The following is a 19,336-nucleotide window of genomic DNA, read 5'->3' on the forward strand; positions in this document are numbered from 1 at the left end:
ATGGGCTGTCTGGGTGGGAAGGGTGCGGCGCTACGCACCAATATAGTGCAGTTTTGCGAGGTTTGTTCAGGAAGGTTTTTTAGGCGTGCTTTTTCGATTGTTCAGGCAAGGCTTGATGACCTCGCGCAAGCCTGTGCTGTCTTTGGGCAGGATGAACTCGGCGCTCAGTGGCGAATCACCGGGAATGGCGGAGGGAATGGTCATCCTGATGCGCTGGCCACCCATGTCATCGGTGATCCACTCGCGCAGTTCTTGGCGGTTGGCGGGCATGGTGAGTTTGAACAGCACGCCGTGCTGCTGCGTGGGCTCGGCGCTGTAATAGCCGTTTACGCGGTAAGTGCGGGCTGGAAGCACGCCGGTGGTGAGGCTGAGCGGGCCGGTGGAGCGAGCGTCCGGGCCTTCATAAATACCGGGTTTGAAATGCAACTGGTCGGTGTGGGTGAGCAGCGAGATCATTGGGCGCAAGGGCGCGCTGTAGCACGCCACATGCAGGATCGCCATGCTGGAATTGCCGTCGTGGGCAGCGGTGCCATTGATGCGGGCATTGATAATCGTGCTTTGCGGGTAAGGCGCTTCTACCGTCCAGGCCGTGGGCTCAAGGTCGAGGGTCGTAGGCGGCGTGGTTTTTTGCGCTGCGGCGATCGGGCTGAGCACGAGCGTCAGTGAACACAGGGTCTTACAGATAAGGTTCATCGCAAAGACATCGGCGAGTGGCGGCAGGACGCTGCATCGTAGGGGGCCGATGGCCTGGGATGTATCAGACATTTCCGCGATTTAACCAAGGTGCGGGAAAAGGCCTTCAATGAAGCAGGCCCTTATCCTTCAAGGCGTGTAGACGCACAACTCGGCCGTGGCGCGGGTCATTGCGATCTGCACCAAGGGATCGTTAAGCGGTTCGTGCACGGCCAGGGCTACCCAGTGCGGGCACTGCGGGTTGCTGCGCTCGGGGCCGAAGTCGGCTAATTGTTGCAGCATGCGCTTTTGCAGCTGGTCCAGTTGAGGGCGAATCTTGCCGGTCAGGTCCGGGCGCGGCGTATCGGGCGCCTTGCCTTTAAACTGCCAGTCGGACAGTCGGGTGTATTGCACCAGTTTATTCGCCTCTATCTGCGCGGAGAAAAACTGCTCCGCCGCCTCGGGCGAGACTTTGTAGTCGGGGGCCTGGGCTCTCGCGCTGGCGATCACAGCCTGTTCGCGAGGGCGATCTTCCACGGCTTTGTGGCTGTCCCATTTGCTCAGTGCGACCTGGTCGGCGATGGTCAGACGCTCGGCGATGCTGTTGAGCAGCGGTTCGAGTGTCGGCGGCGCGGCAGTGGCGGTGGCGCTGGCGAACAGCAAGGCAAGTACGAGTCGATGTTTCAAAGGCGGTCCCCTGTAGGCGCGAGCGTATTCGAAGGTCGCCAACGATAACGCGTAATTATTGAAGGCGCGCGGCACGCTTGAGGTTTTTTGCGCGCGCCTGCGCCCGGCAGTTAGTGGCGCAGGCCAGCATCAATCGGTGTGGGAGAGCGGCATGCCGGGGCTGCCGGCATAAAACACCAGTAACTCCACCGGCGTATCCCCTGTGACGCCTCGATGGACGATGTTGACCATCTCGGCGAGTGTCTGCCCTTGTCTGAAAACCCGGGCGTGCCCGCTGTCGCGGCTTTGCACCGTGAGTTCGCCGCTGAGTATGTAAGCCGCATTGGGCATCGGGTGTGTGTGCCAGGCGAGGGTGGTGTGTGGCGCAATCTTGAGCTTCAACAGTGTCAGCTCCGGGGCGCTTTGGGGGTAGCCGGTATAAGGCGTACCGTCCCAGGATGCGCTGCTTTGCAGCAGGATTTGCCTTTCGATCGGCGCAGGGGCTTTGGGTGGGGTGCCACAGCCGTGCAGAAACAGGCAGGCGATGAGCGCGAGCGAGCGGTTGTACATGATTTGATCCGTTGAGCAGAGTAGTGCCTCAGGCTACGGGCGTTAGATCGGGATGGATGTCGGGCGAGGCGGTGAGTCTGCGCAGTTATCTGCCGGTGCGGTGTAAGAGGTGGGCGTGGCAGGTGCCGCAACGCCGCCAGAAACACGATGGCTTTGACGGGTACCGACGGCGGCCGTCTCCTACGCCGCGCGGGTAGCTTCGATATTTTCAGGCATAAAAAAGGCCTCCCGAAGGAGGCCTTTTTTGTCACGCCGCTTTAAGCGGCGCTACCGGATCAGCAGCTGTAGTACAGCTCATATTCCAGTGGGTGTACGAAGGTGCGTACTTTGATTTCTTCTTCGCTTTTCAGCTCGATGTAGGCATCGATGAAGTCGTCGCTGAATACGCCGCCTTTGGTCAGGAACGCACGGCCCTTGTCCAGCTCTTCCAGGGCTTCTTTCAGGCTGCCGCACACTTGTGGGATCTCTTTGGCCTCTTCAGGCGGCAGGTCGTACAAGTTTTTGTCGGCGGCGTCGCCTGGGTGGATCTTGTTCTGGATACCGTCCAGGCCGGCCATGACCAGGGCAGCGAAGGCCAGGTACGGGTTGGCTGCTGGATCCGGGAAGCGTGCTTCGATACGGCGAGCGCGAGGGCTGGACACGTAAGGAATACGGATCGAAGCGGAACGGTTACGCGCCGAGTAAGCCAGCATTACAGGTGCTTCGAAACCTGGGACCAGACGCTTGTAGGAGTTGGTCGACGGGTTGGTGAAGCCGTTCAGGGCCTTACCGTGCTTGATGATACCGCCGATGAAGTACAGGGCGGTGTCGGACAGGCCGGCATAACCTTCGCCAGCGAAGGTGTTTTTGCCTTCTTTGGCGATGGACAGGTGAACGTGCATACCCGAGCCGTTATCGCCGTACAGCGGCTTAGGCATGAAAGTAGCGGTACGGCCGTAGGCATCAGCCACGTTGTGTACGCAGTATTTCAGGGTCTGAACTTCGTCAGCCTTGGCCACCAGGGTGTTGAACTTCACGCCGATTTCGTTCTGGCCGGCAGTCGCCACTTCGTGGTGGTGAACTTCGATGACCAGGCCCATTTCTTCCATGGCGTTGCACATGGAAGTACGGATTTCGTGGTCGTGGTCGAATGGCGGAACCGGGAAGTAGCCACCTTTGATGCCTGGACGGTGGCCTTTGTTGCCGCCTTCGATGTCCTGATCGGACATCCACGAACCTTGTTCAGAGAAGATCTTGAACATGGAACCGGAGATGTCGGACTTGAACTTGACCGAATCAAAGATGAAGAATTCTGGCTCTGGGCCTACGAATACGGTGTCGCCGATACCGGTCGACTTCAGGTATTCCTCGGCACGCTTGGCGATCGCACGTGGGTCGCGGTCGTAGCCTTGCATGGTCGAAGGCTCGATCACGTCGCAGACGATGATCAGGGTTGGGTCTTCGGTGAACGGGTCGAGAACGGCAGTGCTGTCGTCCGGCATCAGGATCATGTCGGAGGCTTCGATGCCTTTCCAGCCAGCAATGGAGGAACCGTCGAACATTTTGCCTTCTTCGAAGAAAGCATCATCCAGCGCGTCGCGAGCCGGCATGGTCACGTGGTGCTGAGTACCTTTAGTGTCCGTGAAGCGCAGATCAATCCATTTAACGTCATGATCTTTGATGAGTTGAACCGACTTCGACATGGTGTCCTCCGGGTGGCTTCGGGCTGGGGTAGTGGAGTTAGCCCTTAGAATGTGGGTGATGCCGGCGCGAATACTCGACCAAGGCAACCTGCCTCACAAGAGAGCAAATTGCATGCCAGTGCGCCAACATGGCCTTTTTGCCTCAAAATGGCCCCTATAAAGGTGCAATCCGCTGAAGCGCAATAAATAACGCACTGCAATGTAGCGCTAATTTGCGCAAATGACCCGTTTTGGTGCGCGTTGTGTCTGATGCATATTAACTGGTTAAACCTTGAGCGATTTCCGCTATAATCCGCGCCCCCCTTTTTCAGCAGGCCCGGCGCGCGCTGTTTCCATGAAATTAATCGTTAAAGTGTTCCCCGAGATCACCATCAAAAGCCGACCGGTACGGACGCGTTTCATCCGTCAGTTGGCCAAGAACATCCGTGCCGTGCTCCGTGACCTGGACCCGGCTGTGGTGGTGAACGGCGTGTGGGACAACCTCGAGCTGGAAACCCGTGTCACCGACGCCAAAGCCTTGAAGGACATGACTGAGCGCCTGAGCTGCATGCCGGGCATCGCGCATTTCCTGCAGGTGGATGAGTACCCGCTGGGCGACTTCAACGACATCACCGAAAAGTGCAAACAGCACTACGGTAGCGAGCTTGAAGGCAAGATCTTTTCGGTGCGCTGCAAGCGCGCCGGCAAGCACACCTTCAGCTCCATGGACGTCGAGAAATACGTCGGCAGCAAGCTGCGTCGCGAGTGCGGCGCTGCCGGAATTTCCCTGAAAGCGCCGCAAATTGAAGTGCGCATGGAAATTCGCGACCAACGGTTGTTTGTGATCCACAGCCAGCACAACAGCATCGGCGGCTACCCGCTGGGTGCCCTGGAACAGACCCTGGTACTGATGTCCGGCGGTTTCGATTCCACGGTGGCGGCCTACCAGATCATGCGCCGCGGCCTGATGAGCCACTTCTGCTTCTTTAATCTGGGCGGGCGTGCACACGAATTGGGCGTGATGGAAGTCGCGCACTTTATCTGGAAGAAGTACGGCAGCTCCCAGCGCGTGCTATTCGTAAGCGTGCCGTTCGAGGAAGTGCTGGGCGAAATTCTCGGCAAAGTCGATAACAGTCATATGGGCGTAGTATTGAAGCGTATGATGTTGCGCGCTGCGTCGCGGATTGCCGATCAACTGCAGATCGACGCGCTGGTGACCGGTGAAGCGATTTCCCAGGTCTCCAGCCAGACGCTGCCGAACCTGTCGCTGATCGACTGCGTGACCGAGAAGCTGGTGCTGCGCCCGCTCATCGCCAGTCACAAGCAGGACATCATCGACCAGGCCGAAGAAATCGGCACGGCGGCGTTTGCCAAACACATGCCTGAATATTGCGGGGTCATCTCGGTGAACCCCAAGACCCACGCCAAGCGCAACCGCGTGGAGTACGAAGAACAACAGTTCGACATGGCGATTCTGGAGCGTGCGCTCGAGAACGCCAAAATGGTCCCGATCGATCGCGTCATCGACGAACTGGGCCAGGATGTGCAAATCGAAGAAGTCAGCGAAGTCCTGGCCGGCCAGATTGTCGTCGACATCCGTCATCCGGATGCCGCCGAAGATGAGCCGCTGGAAATCGCTGGCATCGACGTGCAAACGCTGCCGTTCTACGCATTGAACGCGCGTTTCAAGGAACTGGATAACAGCCGTCAGTACCTGCTGTATTGCGACAAAGGCGTGATGAGTCGCCTGCATGCCCACCATTTGCTCAGTGAGGGGCATGCCAATGTGCGCGTTTATCGACCGAGCTAAGAGCCCGGGGCTGTTTGCCTGTGGCCTGCGTCACCGGCCCCCCGACTCTGCCGTCAAGCTGTAACGGCAAGGCCTGACTCTACTGTTAATCGCTGCCACGACCTGTCAGCACACCGAATCCTCTGATCGAGATACACAAGTGATCGAAAATCTACGTAACATCGCCATCATTGCTCACGTTGACCATGGTAAAACCACCCTGGTAGACAAACTCCTGCGTCAATCCGGCACCCTGGAGCGCAACGAGCTCAACGACGAGCGCGTGATGGACTCCAACGACCAGGAAAAAGAGCGCGGTATTACCATCCTGGCTAAAAACACCGCTATCAACTGGAACGGCTACCACATCAACATCGTGGACACCCCGGGCCACGCCGACTTCGGCGGCGAAGTTGAACGTGTAATGTCGATGGTTGACTCCGTTCTGCTGCTGGTTGACGCTCAAGACGGCCCTATGCCGCAAACCCGTTTCGTGACCAAGAAGGCGTTTGAAGCCGGCCTGCGTCCGATCGTGTGCATCAACAAGGTTGACCGTCCAGGCGCGCGTCCGGACTGGGTTCTGGACCAGATCTTCGACCTGTTCGACAACCTGGGTGCCACCGAAGAACAGCTGGACTTCAAAGTCGTCTACGCCTCGGCCCTGAACGGCATTGCCGGTCTGGAACACACCGACATGGCTGAAGACATGACCCCGCTGTACCAGTCGATCGTCGACAACGTACCGGCGCCAAAAGTTGACCGTGACGGTCCGTTCCAGATGCAAATCTCGGCACTGGACTACAACAGCTTCCTGGGTGTTATCGGTGTTGGCCGTATCGCTCGTGGTAGCGTCAAGCCGAACACACCGGTTGTCGCCATCGGCGCCGACGGCAAGAAACGCAACGGCCGTATCCTGAAGCTGATGGGTCACCACGGTCTGCACCGTATCGACGTTGAAGAAGCGTTTGCCGGTGACATCGTGTGCGTGAGCGGTATGGACTCGCTGTTCATCTCCGACACCCTGTGCCAGCCGGACAACGTCGAGGCGATGAAGCCTCTGACCGTTGACGAGCCAACCGTTTCCATGACCTTCCAGGTAAACGACTCGCCTTTCTGCGGTAAAGAAGGCAAGTTCGTGACGTCCCGTAACATCAAGGAACGTCTGGACAAAGAGCTGCTGTACAACGTTGCACTGCGCGTTGAAGAAGGCGACTCGGCTGACAAGTTCAAGGTTTCCGGCCGTGGTGAGCTGCACCTCTCGGTACTGATCGAAACCATGCGTCGCGAAGGCTTCGAAATGGGCGTTGGTCGTCCAGAAGTGATCATCCGTCAGGTTGACGGCGTGAAGCAGGAACCGTTCGAAAACGTCACCATCGACACCCCTGAAGAATCCCAGGGCAAGGTCATGGAAGAGATGGGCCTGCGTAAGGGCGACCTGACCAACATGGTGCCGGATGGCAAAGGCCGTGTGCGTCTGGAATACAACATCCCTGCTCGTGGTCTGATCGGTTTCCGTAACCAGTTCCTGACCCTGACCAACGGTGCTGGCATCCTGACCTCGATCTTCGATCGCTACGACACCATGAAGTCCGGCGACATGTCCGGCCGTCAGAACGGTGTTCTGGTATCGGTAGAAACCGGCAAGGCACTGACCTACTCCCTGGAAACTCTGCAGGCGCGTGGCAAGCTGTTCGTTGAACACGGTCAAGAGATCTACAACGGTCAGATCGTTGGTCTGAACAGCCGTGACAACGACATGGGCGTCAACCCAACCAAAGGCAAGAAGCTCGACAACATGCGTGCTTCGGGTAAAGACGAAACCATCGCTCTGGTTCCACCTGTTCGCTTCACCCTGGAACAGGCCCTGGAATTCATCCAGGACGACGAGCTGTGCGAAGTCACGCCTAAGTCGATCCGCCTGCGTAAGAAGATCCTGGACGAAGGCGAGCGTACCCGCGCTGCCAAGAAAGCCAAGAACTGAGTTAACTCAGGCTGAATGAAAAACGCCCCCGGTCGAAAGGCCGGGGGCGTTTTTTTGTGCCTGCAATTTTTGTGGTGGCTGTACCGGCCCTATCGGGGGCAAGCCCCCTCCCACCTTTGAAATGCGTTCCAATGTGGGAGGGGGCTTGCCCCCGATGGGGCCTTAGAAAGCCCCACAAAAATCGGATCAGAACTTATCGAGCGTCTTGAACTTGGTCTCGCGCACCACTTCCTTGGGCTTATACGCGCAGTACCCCGGCCGCGGCCCGATTTTGGGGTGGTTGCGGCACGTATCCGGACGCTTGTCATAAATAGTGCAGAAGCGCGTCTTACGATCCAGGTACAGGCAATCGTTGTTGCTCATGCGCTGCAAGGTAAAAATCTCGGATTTGGAATTGAAACGCTCGACGATGCCTTCTTTCTGCAAGCGCTTGGCGATGTTCTTGGGCGGGTCGCCGCGCTCGAATTCATCGACGATGCCAATGCGGATCAGGTCCTTGATCTTCACCTCAACCGGCAGCGTGCAGCAGCTGGACACGCAGCCACCGCACATGTGGGCGGAATATTTCTGCCAGGTCTCGAGACGGTCGAGTTCCGCGGCGGCGATCAGTTGAGGCTTCATCAGGGTTCCAAGGTGGGGCTGTATCCGGGCGCGCGATCATACCGGGATTGATGGTTTTTTGAACAATATTTTGTGGTTTTCAGCCCGAAGGCTGCTCAAGCACCAATTGGGCACGACCCCTGCATCAATTTCCCGCAAAGGTGAATGAGTAAAAATACTGCCGAACCAGAGCGTCTACCGTCTGTCAGACCGACTAGGCTCTAGCAACTCCTTCAATCTCGCCCGAGGTCGCACCGATGTCTCAGGAACCGCTTGCACGAGAAGCAGAGGTAGCCGCATTCCGCGATGCTGTCTTGACCAAACTCACCTACGCGGTGGGCAAGGACCCCGACCACGCCTTCGACCACGACTGGTTCGAAGCCATTGCCCTGGCCGCCCGCGACCAGATGGTCGATCACTGGATGGACCACACGCGGCGCATTTACCGCAAAGGCCAGAAGCGGGTTTATTACCTTTCCCTGGAATTTCTTATTGGCCGTTTGCTCTACGACAGCCTGAGCAACCTCGGCGTGCTGGAGATCGCGCGCGAAGCGCTGTCCGAACTCGGTGTGGACCTGGAGCGCATCCGCCTGCTGGAGCCCGACGCGGCGCTTGGCAACGGTGGCCTGGGCCGCCTGGCCGCATGCTTTATGGAAAGCATGTCGACCTTGGGCATTGCCGGCCACGGTTATGGCATTCGTTACGAGCACGGTTTGTTTCGCCAGGCGATCGTCGATGGCTGGCAACAGGAGCAGACCGAGCGCTGGCTGGACTTTGGCAACCCGTGGGAATTCGAACGGGCCGAGGTGATTTACCCCATCGGTTTTGGCGGCAGCGTCGAAACCCTGGCGGACGCTTCCGGCAAGATGATCCAAGTGTGGTCGCCGAATGAAACCGTGCGCGCGGTGGCTTATGACACCCCCGTCGTCGGCTGGCGCGGTGCCAGCGTCAACACCCTGCGCCTGTGGCGTGCACGCGCCGTGGAAGACTTGCACCTGGAGCGTTTCAACGCGGGTGACCACTTGGGCGCCGTCGCCGAAGTCGCCCGCGCCGAAAGCATCTCCCGTGTGCTTTACCCGGCCGACAGCACCGAAGCAGGGCAGGAACTGCGTCTGCGCCAGGAATACTTCTTCGTCTCTGCCTCGCTGCAGGATCTGCTGCGCCGCCACAAAAACATGCACGGCTCGGTATTGAGCCTGGGCGAACACGCCGCCATCCAGCTCAACGACACGCACCCCTCGATTGCCGTCGCCGAGCTGATGCGCCAACTGGTCGACCTGCATGACATTCCGTGGGAAGCGGCGTGGGACGTGACGGTTGAAACCCTTTCCTACACCAACCACACCTTGCTGCCCGAAGCGCTGGAAACCTGGCCTGTAGGTTTGATGGAACGCATGCTGCCGCGGCACATGCAGATCATCTACCTGATCAACGCCCAGCACATCGACTCGCTGCGGGCCAAGGGCATTCACGACTTCGACGTGCTGCGCGCCGTGTCGCTGATCGAAGAAGACAACGGCCGCCGCGTGCGCATGGGTAACCTGGCGTTCCTCGGCTCGCATAGCGTCAACGGCGTGTCGGGCCTGCACACCCAGCTGATGCGCAGCACGGTGTTCTCCGAGCTGCACAAGCTGTACCCGGAGCGCATCAACAATAAAACCAACGGCATTACCTTCCGCCGCTGGCTGTACCAGGCCAACCCCAAGCTCACCGATATGCTGGTGGACGCGCTGGGGCCGGACATTCTCGACACCATGGAAACGCGCCTGACGGAGCTGGAAACCTTCGCCGAGAAGCAATCCTTCCGTAAAGCCTTTGCCGATCAGCGATTGCACAGCAAGCGTGCACTGGCCGAGATCATCCATGAGCGCCTGGGTATTTCAGTGAACCCGGCGGCGATGTTCGACGTGCAGGTCAAACGCATCCACGAATACAAACGCCAACTGCTCAACCTGCTGCACACCGTGGCGTTGTACCAGGCGATCCGCGCCGAGCCGGGCACCGACTGGGTGCCACGGGTGAAGATCTTCGCCGGCAAGGCTGCGGCGAGTTACCACCAGGCCAAGTTGATCATCAAGTTGACCAACGACATCGCCCGCACCGTGAACAACGACCCGACCGTGCGCGGTTTGCTCAAGGTGGTGTTCCTGCCCAACTACAACGTCAGCCTGGCGGAAAGCATCATTCCGGCGGCGGATTTGTCGGAGCAGATCTCCACGGCCGGCTTTGAAGCCTCGGGCACCAGCAACATGAAGTTCGGCCTCAACGGCGCGCTGACCATCGGCACCATGGACGGCGCCAACGTGGAGATGCACGAGCGCGTGGGCGCCGATCACATGTTCATTTTTGGCCTCAGTGCTCAGCAGGTGGAAGCCCGCAAGCACGCTGGCGAATTCAACGCGGGGCCGGAAATTGCTGTTTCCCATCGTCTCAACGACGTGTTGCAAGCGATTCGGGGCGGGGTGTTCTCGCCGGATGATCCCGGCCGCTATGTGGGCCTGATCGACGGGCTGATCGATTACGACCGCTTCCTGGTGTGTGCCGACTTCGATTCCTACTGGGACGCCCAGGCGCGGGTCGAAGCGCATTGGCATGACTCCAAGGCATGGTGGCGTTCAGCGGTGCTGAATACGGCGCGCATGGGTTGGTTCTCTTCGGACCGCACCATCAGGGAGTACGCGACCGAAATCTGGAAAGCGCTCGACTAACCACCGCAATACAAAATGTGGGAGGGGGCTTGCCCCCGATAGCGAATTGCCAGTTTGCAGATATGTCGACTGGCACACCGCTATCGGGGGCAAGCCCCCTCCCACATTGGCCCCGCGTCGATATACTAGGCCCCGGTTTGCCCGCCTCGGGCTGCTTAGGGATATCAACCATGCAATGGATTTTCATGCTGATTGGCCTGGTGCTCGGCTGGACACTCGATGAGTCGTTCAGTGATGCGGGTATCGGTGCGCTGCTGGGCTTGGGCATTGGTCAGGCCATTCGCCTGGCGAAGCTGTCGGCGCAAGCGGACCAGCAGGCGCGTCAGTTGGAAACCACGCAAAAGGCGCTGATTGCGCTGGGTGAGCGCCTGCGGCAACTGGAGGTGCCCGCGCCGACGAACAGCGTGATTGTCGAACCCTCCGTGCCTGAACCTCCTGCTGTCGTTGCAAAGCCCGAACTTGTCTGGGAGCTGCCCGCCGAACTGGCGCCTGTCGCCGTGGTTGCCGAGGCGAGCCAGCCGCTGCCGGATCACGTCTGGGCCCCAGCGCCGACGCCAGAACCTAAAGAGCCTGCTATTGCCCGCGGCCCCAACCTGATCGAGCGCGCCATCAGTGGCGCACGCAATTGGCTGTTTGGCGGTAACACCGTGCTGCGCGTCGGCGTGGTGCTGTTGTTCCTGGGCCTGGCCTTTTTGCTGCGCTATGCCACCGAAGGCGTGGTGGTGCCGATCGAGTTGCGTTACGCCGGGGTTGCCGCTGCCGCCATCGGCCTGTTGGGCCTGGGGTGGTGGTTGCGGCTGCGTAACAGCAATTACGGGCTGATGCTGCAAGGCACCGGCATCGCCGTGTTGTACCTGACGGTGTTCGCCGCGATGCGTTTGCACCCGTTGATCGACCCGGGCGCCGCGCTGGGCCTGCTGGTGGCGGTCACGGTGTTCTCGGCAATCCTGGCGATCACTCAGGATGCCCTCGGCCTCGCGTGCGCAGCGGCGTTGGGTGGCTTTGCCGCGCCGATTCTCACGTCAACCGGCGCCGGCAACCACGTGGCGTTGTTCAGCTACTTCGCATTGCTCAACGCCGGCATCCTCGCCATCGCCTGGTTCAAGGCCTGGCGCTTGCTTAACCTGATCGGTTTTGTCGGCACCTTCGGTATTGGTTTCGCTTGGGGCATGCGTTCCTACACACCGGAGCTGCTGTGGAGCACCGAGCCGTTTCTGATTGTGTTTTTCCTGATGTACCTGGTCATCGGCCTGTTGTTCGCCCGGCGCAAACTGCTTGAGATGAGCGACGCACCCGAAGACGACAGTCGGGGTGCGCTGCTGCGCTGGTCGGCGGCCAAGGGTGATTACGTCGACGGCAGCATGCTGTTCGGCCCACCGTTGGTGGGCTTTGGTTTGCAGTTCGCGCTGGTGCAGCACCTGGAATTTGCCGCCGCATTCAGTGCGCTGGGCCTTGGCATTCTCTACATGGGGCTGGCGCAATGGCTGCGTGGCGGGCGGGCGTTGTTGCTGGCGGAAACCTGCCTGGCACTGGGCGTGATCTTTGCCAGTTTGGCGATTCCGCTGGGCCTCGACGCACGCTGGACGGCTGCGGCGTGGGCGGTGGAGGGCGCGGGGATTTTCTGGCTCGGCTTGCGTCAGCAGCGGCCACTGGCGCGCGCGTTCGGCCTGTTGCTGCAATTGGGCTCGGCGCTGGCGTTCCTCAGCGAACTGCGCGTAGGCGAACTGACCTTGCTCGACGGTGCGCCATTGGGCGCGCTGTTGCTGGGTGCTGCGCTGCTGTTTAGCTTCGATCAGTTGCGCAAGGCGTCGACCGAGCAGGCGGCGCACTGGGAGCGCAAAGGCCTGCCCGTGCTGGCGAGCCTGGGCCTGAGCTTTTTGTACCTGCTTGCACCGTTGCTGCTGCTGACCCAAGGCACCGCCATCAGTTGGGCAATCGCGGGTCTTGTGACGTTGTTTGTCGGCCTGCGCATCGGCTCGCGCACCTTCCTGTTCACCGCGTTTGGCGTGCAATTGCTCGGTGGCGCGTTGTTCCTGTTGCGCTTGCAGGGCGGTGACGGCGCGGCGGTATTCAGTGCGGGCTGGAGCGGTTTGTTGACCGCCTCGCTGATCGGTCTGGCGTTGATTGGCGGCATGCTGCTGGCCGCGCGCGACGACAAGGTGCGCAGCGACGTAGGCCTGCTGCGCGGTCTGTCAGTGGTGCTGCTAGCCGGTCTGGTCCTGATCAACCTCGCGGTGCTGTTCGTGCTGCCGTGGGAAAGCGCCAGCGGCGTGTGGGCAGCCAGCGGTTTGCTGATTATCTGGCTGAGCCTGTACCTGCAACAACGCGTGAGTTTTGTGTTTGGGTTGCTGCTGCAACTGATCGGCGGCGCTTCGTTCCTGTTGGCGGTGCCACAGCTGCTTGGGCCGTTGAGCAGCGAAGGCTTGCACCCCTTGGCGCACAGCGGTTTCTGGACGCCAATGGTGTTGGGCCTGGCTGCCTTGGTCGGCGCCTGGCGCTTGCAGCGTGAGCCGCATGCGCCGGTGTTTGCCGTGTTGAAACTGCAACGCCTGTCTGACCTGCTGCTGGTGTGGGGCGCAGCCTGGTGGACGCTGGCGCTGATCGGTGAAGTGTTGCGGTTTATCCCGCAGGCGCTGCAAGGGCCATTTTTGCTCGGCATCGCGGCGGTGAGCGTGGCGATCTGGGCGCTGCTGGCCGAACGTTTGCGCTGGGCGTCGCTGGGCATGCTTTGCACCTTGCTGATGCCGGCGGCGGGTGTGGTGTTGCTGGCCTCCGCCGATGATTATTACCACCCGGCGGCGCAGTACGGCTGGCTGGCATGGTTGGCGGTGTTCGTTGTGCACTTCATCGCCCTACGGCGTTTGGCGGCGGTGGTGCCGAGCAACGTGCTGAGCATCGCTCACGTACTCGGCTGCTGGATGCTGATCGGCGTGCTGGCGCTGGAACTGCGTTACGGCCTGTTGCTGCTGTCGAGCGAATACAACGCCTGGCGCTGGCTGGGTTGGGCGATCCTGCCAAGTCTGTACTTGGTGTTGGCGGCTGCGCCACGCCGCTGGCCGTGGCCGGTGTCGGCGTATCCGCGTGAATACCGTGTGCTCGCCGCGTTGCCGCTGGCGGGGTTGATGCTCGGCTGGTTCTGGTTGGCCAATATCTTCAGCGACGGTACGGCCAAACCGCTGCCGTATGTGCCGCTGCTCAGCCCCCTGGACCTGGGCCTGCTGTTCGCGTTGCTGGGTATTTACCTGTGGTCGCGCAGCGTAGCGCCGCAGCGCGGTCCACGTGCCGAGCTGATCGCCCAAGGTGTCGCGGGTGTTTCGCTGTTTGCCTTTTTCACGGCCCTGGTGATGCGCGCTGCCCACCATTGGGCAGGCGTGCCGTTCCATCCGGAGGCTTTGCTGGAGTCGATGCTGGTTCAGGCCGGCCTGTCGATTGTCTGGACCCTGATCGCCCTCGGGCTGATGATCGGCGGCCATCTGCGCCATCGCCGCGAAGTGTGGTTGATCGGCGCGGCGCTGATTGCGGTGGTGGTCGCCAAGCTGTTCTTCGTCGAGCTGAGCAACCGTGGCGGGCTGGCGCGGATCGTGTCGTTTATCGGCGTGGGTGGGTTGCTGCTGGTGGTGGGTTACTTTGCGCCGCTGCCGCCCAAGCGTGCCGAACCTGTGTTGGAAACTGAAGGAGCATCCTCTTGATCGGTAAGTTGAGCGTGATCGCGGTGGGCGTGTGTATGACGTCGTCGGTGTGGGCGCAGGAAACGCCTGCCGACTTCACCACGCAAGTGCCGCTGGCGGTGAGTGGCAGCGGCCCTTGGTATCGCCTGGAGTTGCCGCTGTCTGTGCAACTGAGCGCGCGTCAGGCGGATCTCGGCGATGTGCGCGTGTTCAACGCTGCCGGTGAGCCTCAGGCCTACGCGCTGTCACGCCAATCTGCGCAACGCACCGAAAGCCGCACTGTGACCGACGTGAAGTGGTTCCCGCTGTACGCCGCCGACACGCGCGAAAGCGTGCCGGATGTGGTGATGAAATCCACGGCCGAAGGCACGCTGCTCGAAGTGCGCCCGTCCAAGGCGGGCAAGCAAGTGCTGCGCGGCTGGGTGCTGGACGCCAGTGCGATCAAGGCGCCGTTGCAGCAACTGAGCCTGGACTGGAGCCACGAACAGGACGGCTTCCAGCGTTTCAGCATTGAGGCCAGCGACGACTTGCAGCACTGGGAGTCGTGGGGCGATGGCCAGGTGGCACGCCTGTCGTTTGCCGACGAGCGTGTCGAGCAACACGAGGTGAGTTTGCCGGGGCAACCGGCGCGTTACCTGCGCCTGGTATGGCAGGGCCAGGTCGCCCCCACGCTGACCTCGGCCAAGCTGGTGAGCGCCACCAGCAGCAGCCTGCCGATGCCATTGGTGTGGTCGCAGCCATTGTCGGGTGCGCGGCTCAAGGCGGGGGAGTACAGCTGGCAGTTGCCGACGGGGCTGCATGTCGAGCGTCTGCGCATCGAGCTCAAGCAGCCGAACACCCTGGCGCCCGTCACCTTGGCGGGGCGCCGTGACGCCAATCAAGCCTGGCAGCCGCTGAGCAATGGCGTGTTGTACCGCTTGACCCAGAATGGCCAGGACGTGGTGCAGGATGAGTTGCAACTGCCGGGAGTGGCTGTCGGCGAGCTTAAATTGCAGGTGGATGAGCGCGGCGGTGGCCTGGGCGTTGAGGCGCCAGCCCTGCGTTTTGCCGTGCGCGCCACGCAGTTGGTATTTCTGGCGCGGGGTGAGCCGCCGTTTACCCTGGCGTTGGGCAATGGCGCGGTCAAGGCGGCAAACCTGCCCTTGTCGACCTTGATTCCCGACTACAGCGCCGAGCGCCTCAAGACGCTGGGCCAGGCCAGGGTCAGCGGTGACGCTGTGGTTAAAAGCGCCAGCGTTGCCGCATTGCCCGAAGTGGGCACCGACTGGAAGAAACTCGGCCTGTGGGCCGTGCTCCTGTTGGGTGTGGCGGCGCTGGGGGCGATGGCCTACAGTTTGTTGCGTGCGCCTGCGGCCAAACCGTGAACTCTATTGGCGTTAAATCCTCTGATTAGAGGAAATAACCCTCGACTCGCGTTAAACTGCGCGGGTTTTTAAGCCCCCCATTCTCCGGAGCCTTACATGTCCCGCGTTACCCTGAGTCGCTATTTGATCGAGCAGACCCGCAGCAACAACACGCCTGCCGATCTGCGCTTCCTTATCGAAGTGGTGGCGCGTGCTTGCAAGGAAATCAGCCACGCCGTGTCCAAAGGCGCACTGGGTGGTGTTCTGGGCAGCATGGGCACTGAAAACGTCCAAGGCGAAGTGCAGAAGAAGCTCGACGTGATCTCCAACGAGATCCTGCTCGAAGCCAACGAATGGGGTGGTCACCTGGCCGGCATGGCGTCCGAAGAAATGGACAATGCCTACCAGATCCCGGGCAAATACCCGAAAGGCGCCTACCTGCTGGTGTTCGACCCACTGGACGGTTCGTCCAACATCGACATCAACGCGCCGGTCGGCACCATCTTCTCGGTACTGCGTTGCCCGAACGAATACCTGAGCCAGAACGAAGCCCTGAACGAAAAGGCCTTCCTGCAGCCAGGCACTGAGCAAGTGGCTGCCGGCTACGCGATCTACGGCCCACAGACCATGCTGGTGCTGACCCTGGGCGACGGCGTCAAAGGCTTCACGCTGGACCGCGAAATGGGCAGCTTCGTGCTGACTCACGAAGACATCACTATTCCTGCCTCTACCCAGGAATTCGCGATCAACATGTCCAACCAGCGTCACTGGGAAGAGCCGGTGACTCGCTACGTCGGCGAGTTGATGGCAGGTGAGGAAGGCCCGCTGAAGAAGAACTTCAACATGCGCTGGGTCGCCGCGATGGTGGCTGACGTGCACCGTATCCTGACCCGTGGTGGCTTGTTCATGTACCCGCGTGACAGCCGTGAGCCGTCCAAGCCTGGCAAGCTGCGTTTGATGTACGAAGCCAACCCGATGTCCTTCCTGGTTGAGCAAGCGGGCGGCGCGTCCACCGACGGCCACCAGCGCATCCTCGACATCCAGCCCGAAGGCCTGCACCAGCGCGTGGCGGTGTTCCTGGGCTCCAAAGAAGAAGTTGAGCGCGTGACCGGTTACCACAAGAAGTAAGACGCGGCGATAACTTATCCGCGATGTTGTGAGGCTGTTCACTGTTGAAAAAGCCCCGAAACGTTTCAGCGTTTTCGGGGCTTTTTTGTTTTTGCTCATCGGGAACCAGACACCTCTTTTCCCTTCTAAGCTTCTGGCAGATACCCAAGCTGCTTCGTCCCTCCAGGAGTTTTTCCATGTCGTTACGCCGTCTCGCCCTGCTGGCTTTTTGCGTGCTATTGGCCGCTTGCAGCAAGGTCAACCAAGAAAATTACGCGAAGTTGTCGGCTGGCATGGCCAAGGCTGAGGTGGAGTCGCTGCTGGGCAAACCGACCGATTGTTCTGGCGCACTGGGCATGTCCAGTTGCACCTGGGGCGATAAAAACAGCTTTATCAGCGTTCAATATGCCGGTGACAAAGTTTTGATGTTTTCCGGGCAAGGCCTGAAGTAAACCGGGGCGCGAGCCTGCGGGAGAAGAAGAATGATGCGTTTTGTTTTTTGCCTTTGTGCCAGCCTGTTTTTGGCAGGCTGCGCCAGCCATTCTGGCGATGATCTGCAACCCAAGACAGCAAGCAACGTCAACCTCAAGCGTTACCAGGGCACCTGGTATGAGTTGGCCCGATTGCCCATGTACTTCCAGCGCAACTGCGCGCAGTCCGAAGCCCGCTACACGCTGCTGCCCGATGGCGACATGTCGGTGTTCAACCGCTGCCTGACGCCTGAATGGAAGTGGGAAGAAGCCAAGGGCACGGCCACGCCGCAAGTGCCAGGCAAGACCGACAAGCTTTGGGTGGAATTCAATAACTGGTTCACGGCGCTGCTGCCGGGCGTCGCCAAGGGCGATTACTGGGTGCTGTATGTCAGCGATGACTACAAGACCGCCATCGTCGGCAGCCCAAGCCGGCGTTACATGTGGATATTGTCACGTACGCCGACGGTGAATGCCGACACCCGCGAAGACCTGCTGAGCAGGGCGCGCCAGCAAGGGTATGACACCACGCGATTGATCTGGCGTACGTCGGACAAGCAGATGGCCAAAACCTCGCAGTAATCTGAGGTCACCCTCAATCTAATGTGGGAGCTGGTTTGCCTGCGATAGCATCACCCCGGTGTAACTGATACACCGAGGTGTCTGCATCGCAGGCAAGCCAGCTCTCACATTTGTTATGGGTTGTTGGTTAGCCGAGCAAGTCCCTCAATACCTGCGTGAATGCCCGGCTGCTCTCTTCTTCACCGGCATGGCGGCCATCGCGCACCACCCACTTGCCGTTGACCAGCACATCGCGCACTTGCCGATCACCGCCGGCGAACAGCCAGCGATTGAGAATCCCGTCCTCGGTTGCCGTTGCCAGGTACGGATCGCTGCCGTCCAGCACTATCCAATCCGCGCGTTTACCCACTTCCAACCGACCAATCGGCTGGCCCAGCGCCTGGGCGCCGCCGTCCAGCGCGGCATCAAACAGCGTGCGGCCGACCATCGGTTGATCACTGCGGTACAAGCGGTTGCGCCGTTGATCGCGCAGGCGCTGGCCGTATTCCAGCCAACGTAATTCTTCCACCACGCTCAACGACACATGGCTGTCGGAACCGATTCCCATGCGCCCGCCTTGAGCGAGGAAATCGACTGCGGGGAAAATCCCGTCGCCCAGGTTGGCTTCGGTGGTCAGGCACAGACCGGCAATCGCGCGGCTCTTGGCCATGCGCGCCACTTCGTCGGCATCAGCATGCGTGGCGTGCACCAGGCACCAGCGTTCATCCACCTCAACGTTGTCATACAGCCATTGCAACGGGCGCTTGCCGCTCCAGGCCAGGCAGTCATCGACTTCTTTTTGCTGCTCGGCGATGTGGATATGCACCGGGCACGTCTTGTCGCTGGCAGCCAGGACGTCATTGATTTGTTGCGGCGTGACGGCGCGCAGAGAGTGGAAGCACAGGCCCAACTGCTGCGCCGGTTGCGCGGCGAGGATTGGCTTCAAGCGCGCTTGCAGGTCCAGGTAGTTCTCGGTGCTGTTGATAAACCGCCGCTGGCCTTCATTCGGCGCCTGGCCGCCAAACCCGGAATGGCTGTAGAGCACCGGCACCAGCGTCAGGCCAATCCCGCTGCTGGCGGCCGCCTGGCTGATCTGCCGCGACAGCTCCGTGCGGTCGGCATACGGCTGGCCGCTGACGTCGTGATGCACGTAGTGAAATTCGGCCACCGAGGTGTAACCAGCCTTGAGCATCTCGATATACAGCTGGCGCGCGATGATCTGGAGTTGGTCCGGGTTGATCTTGCCGACCATGCGGTACATCAGATCGCGCCAGGTCCAGAAGCTGTCATTCGGGTTGCCGGCCACTTCCGCCAGGCCCGCCATGGCGCGCTGGAATGCATGCGAATGCAGGTTCGGCATGCCCGCCAACACCGGGCCTCTTAACCGTTCGGCGCCGTCTGCACTGGCGTTGGGCTCAACGTGGGTCAGCACGCCATCGGCGCTGACTTCAAAGCGTACATCGTTGGCCCATCCATTAGGCAGCAGCGCGCGTTCGGCAAAGAAAGCGGACATGATCAAGGCACCCCGGTCGTGTGTTTA

Annotated in this window: 14 protein-coding genes; 8 read left to right on the top strand and 6 right to left on the bottom strand. The window is 60.4% G+C overall.

What is annotated here, in order from left to right:
- Window positions 1-66: 66 nt before the first annotated feature.
- From FPT15_RS08145 to glnA, 4 genes are all read right to left on the bottom strand, one after another.
- The gene (locus FPT15_RS08145) at window positions 67-693 is read right to left on the bottom strand and encodes a hypothetical protein (protein WP_145159901.1); all 627 of its coding nucleotides are present in this window, start codon (window positions 691-693) and stop codon (window positions 67-69) included.
- A 129-nt stretch (window positions 694-822) separates the two neighbouring features.
- Complete coding sequence (locus tag FPT15_RS08150) at window positions 823-1,359, bottom strand: chorismate mutase (protein WP_145159903.1); 537 nt, start codon at window positions 1,357-1,359, stop codon at window positions 823-825.
- 129 nt (window positions 1,360-1,488) lie between these two features.
- Window positions 1,489-1,908: a cupin domain-containing protein gene (locus FPT15_RS08155; protein WP_145159904.1), complete on the bottom strand. Its 420-nt coding sequence runs from the start codon at window positions 1,906-1,908 to the stop codon at window positions 1,489-1,491.
- Between the two features lie 275 nt (window positions 1,909-2,183).
- Window positions 2,184-3,590, bottom strand: a complete 1,407-nt coding sequence (gene glnA / locus FPT15_RS08160) for a glutamate--ammonia ligase (RefSeq protein ID WP_034117297.1) — start codon at window positions 3,588-3,590, stop codon at window positions 2,184-2,186.
- A gap of 334 nt (window positions 3,591-3,924) precedes the next feature.
- Between glnA and thiI the strand changes: the two genes are divergently transcribed.
- The gene (gene thiI / locus FPT15_RS08170; RefSeq protein WP_145159906.1) at window positions 3,925-5,379 is read left to right on the top strand and encodes a tRNA uracil 4-sulfurtransferase ThiI; all 1,455 of its coding nucleotides are present in this window, start codon (window positions 3,925-3,927) and stop codon (window positions 5,377-5,379) included.
- A gap of 139 nt (window positions 5,380-5,518) precedes the next feature.
- Window positions 5,519-7,339: a translational GTPase TypA gene (gene typA, locus FPT15_RS08175; protein WP_032890153.1), complete on the top strand. Its 1,821-nt coding sequence runs from the start codon at window positions 5,519-5,521 to the stop codon at window positions 7,337-7,339.
- A 186-nt stretch (window positions 7,340-7,525) separates the two neighbouring features.
- Here typA and FPT15_RS08180 read toward each other — a convergent pair whose 3' ends face one another.
- Window positions 7,526-7,960, bottom strand: a complete 435-nt coding sequence (locus tag FPT15_RS08180; RefSeq protein WP_017529542.1) for a YkgJ family cysteine cluster protein — start codon at window positions 7,958-7,960, stop codon at window positions 7,526-7,528.
- Between the two features lie 236 nt (window positions 7,961-8,196).
- Here FPT15_RS08180 and FPT15_RS08185 point away from each other — a divergent pair, with 236 nt between their 5' ends.
- The 6 genes from FPT15_RS08185 (at window position 8,197) to FPT15_RS08210 (ending at window position 17,817) form a co-directional block, all read left to right on the top strand.
- A complete protein-coding gene (locus FPT15_RS08185) occupies window positions 8,197-10,647 on the top strand; it encodes a glycogen/starch/alpha-glucan phosphorylase (protein ID WP_145159908.1) in 2,451 nt (816 codons plus the stop codon).
- Window positions 10,648-10,817: 170 nt separating this feature from the next.
- Window positions 10,818-14,336: a DUF2339 domain-containing protein gene (locus FPT15_RS08190; RefSeq protein WP_145159910.1), complete on the top strand. Its 3,519-nt coding sequence runs from the start codon at window positions 10,818-10,820 to the stop codon at window positions 14,334-14,336.
- Window positions 14,336-15,679, top strand: a complete 1,344-nt coding sequence (locus FPT15_RS08195; protein ID WP_145160399.1) for a DUF3999 domain-containing protein — start codon at window positions 14,336-14,338, stop codon at window positions 15,677-15,679. The genes FPT15_RS08190 and FPT15_RS08195 overlap by 1 nt, the downstream gene beginning before the upstream one ends.
- A gap of 96 nt (window positions 15,680-15,775) precedes the next feature.
- Complete coding sequence (locus FPT15_RS08200; protein ID WP_053253909.1) at window positions 15,776-16,786, top strand: class 1 fructose-bisphosphatase; 1,011 nt, start codon at window positions 15,776-15,778, stop codon at window positions 16,784-16,786.
- A 176-nt stretch (window positions 16,787-16,962) separates the two neighbouring features.
- Window positions 16,963-17,217 (top strand): hypothetical protein, encoded by a 255-nt coding sequence (locus FPT15_RS08205; RefSeq protein ID WP_017849914.1) that lies wholly within the window; start codon window positions 16,963-16,965, stop codon window positions 17,215-17,217.
- Window positions 17,218-17,247: 30 nt separating this feature from the next.
- On the top strand, window positions 17,248-17,817 hold the full coding sequence (locus FPT15_RS08210) for a lipocalin family protein (RefSeq protein ID WP_145159912.1): 570 nt from the start codon (window positions 17,248-17,250) through the stop codon (window positions 17,815-17,817).
- A gap of 127 nt (window positions 17,818-17,944) precedes the next feature.
- Here FPT15_RS08210 and FPT15_RS08215 read toward each other — a convergent pair whose 3' ends face one another.
- Entirely contained in the window at window positions 17,945-19,309 is a 1,365-nt protein-coding gene (locus FPT15_RS08215) for a formimidoylglutamate deiminase (RefSeq protein WP_145159914.1), read from the bottom strand.
- Window positions 19,310-19,336: the final 27 nt, after the last annotated feature.

This window comes from Pseudomonas sp. RGB, from assembly GCF_007713445.1.
Lineage (GTDB): Bacteria > Pseudomonadota > Gammaproteobacteria > Pseudomonadales > Pseudomonadaceae > Aquipseudomonas.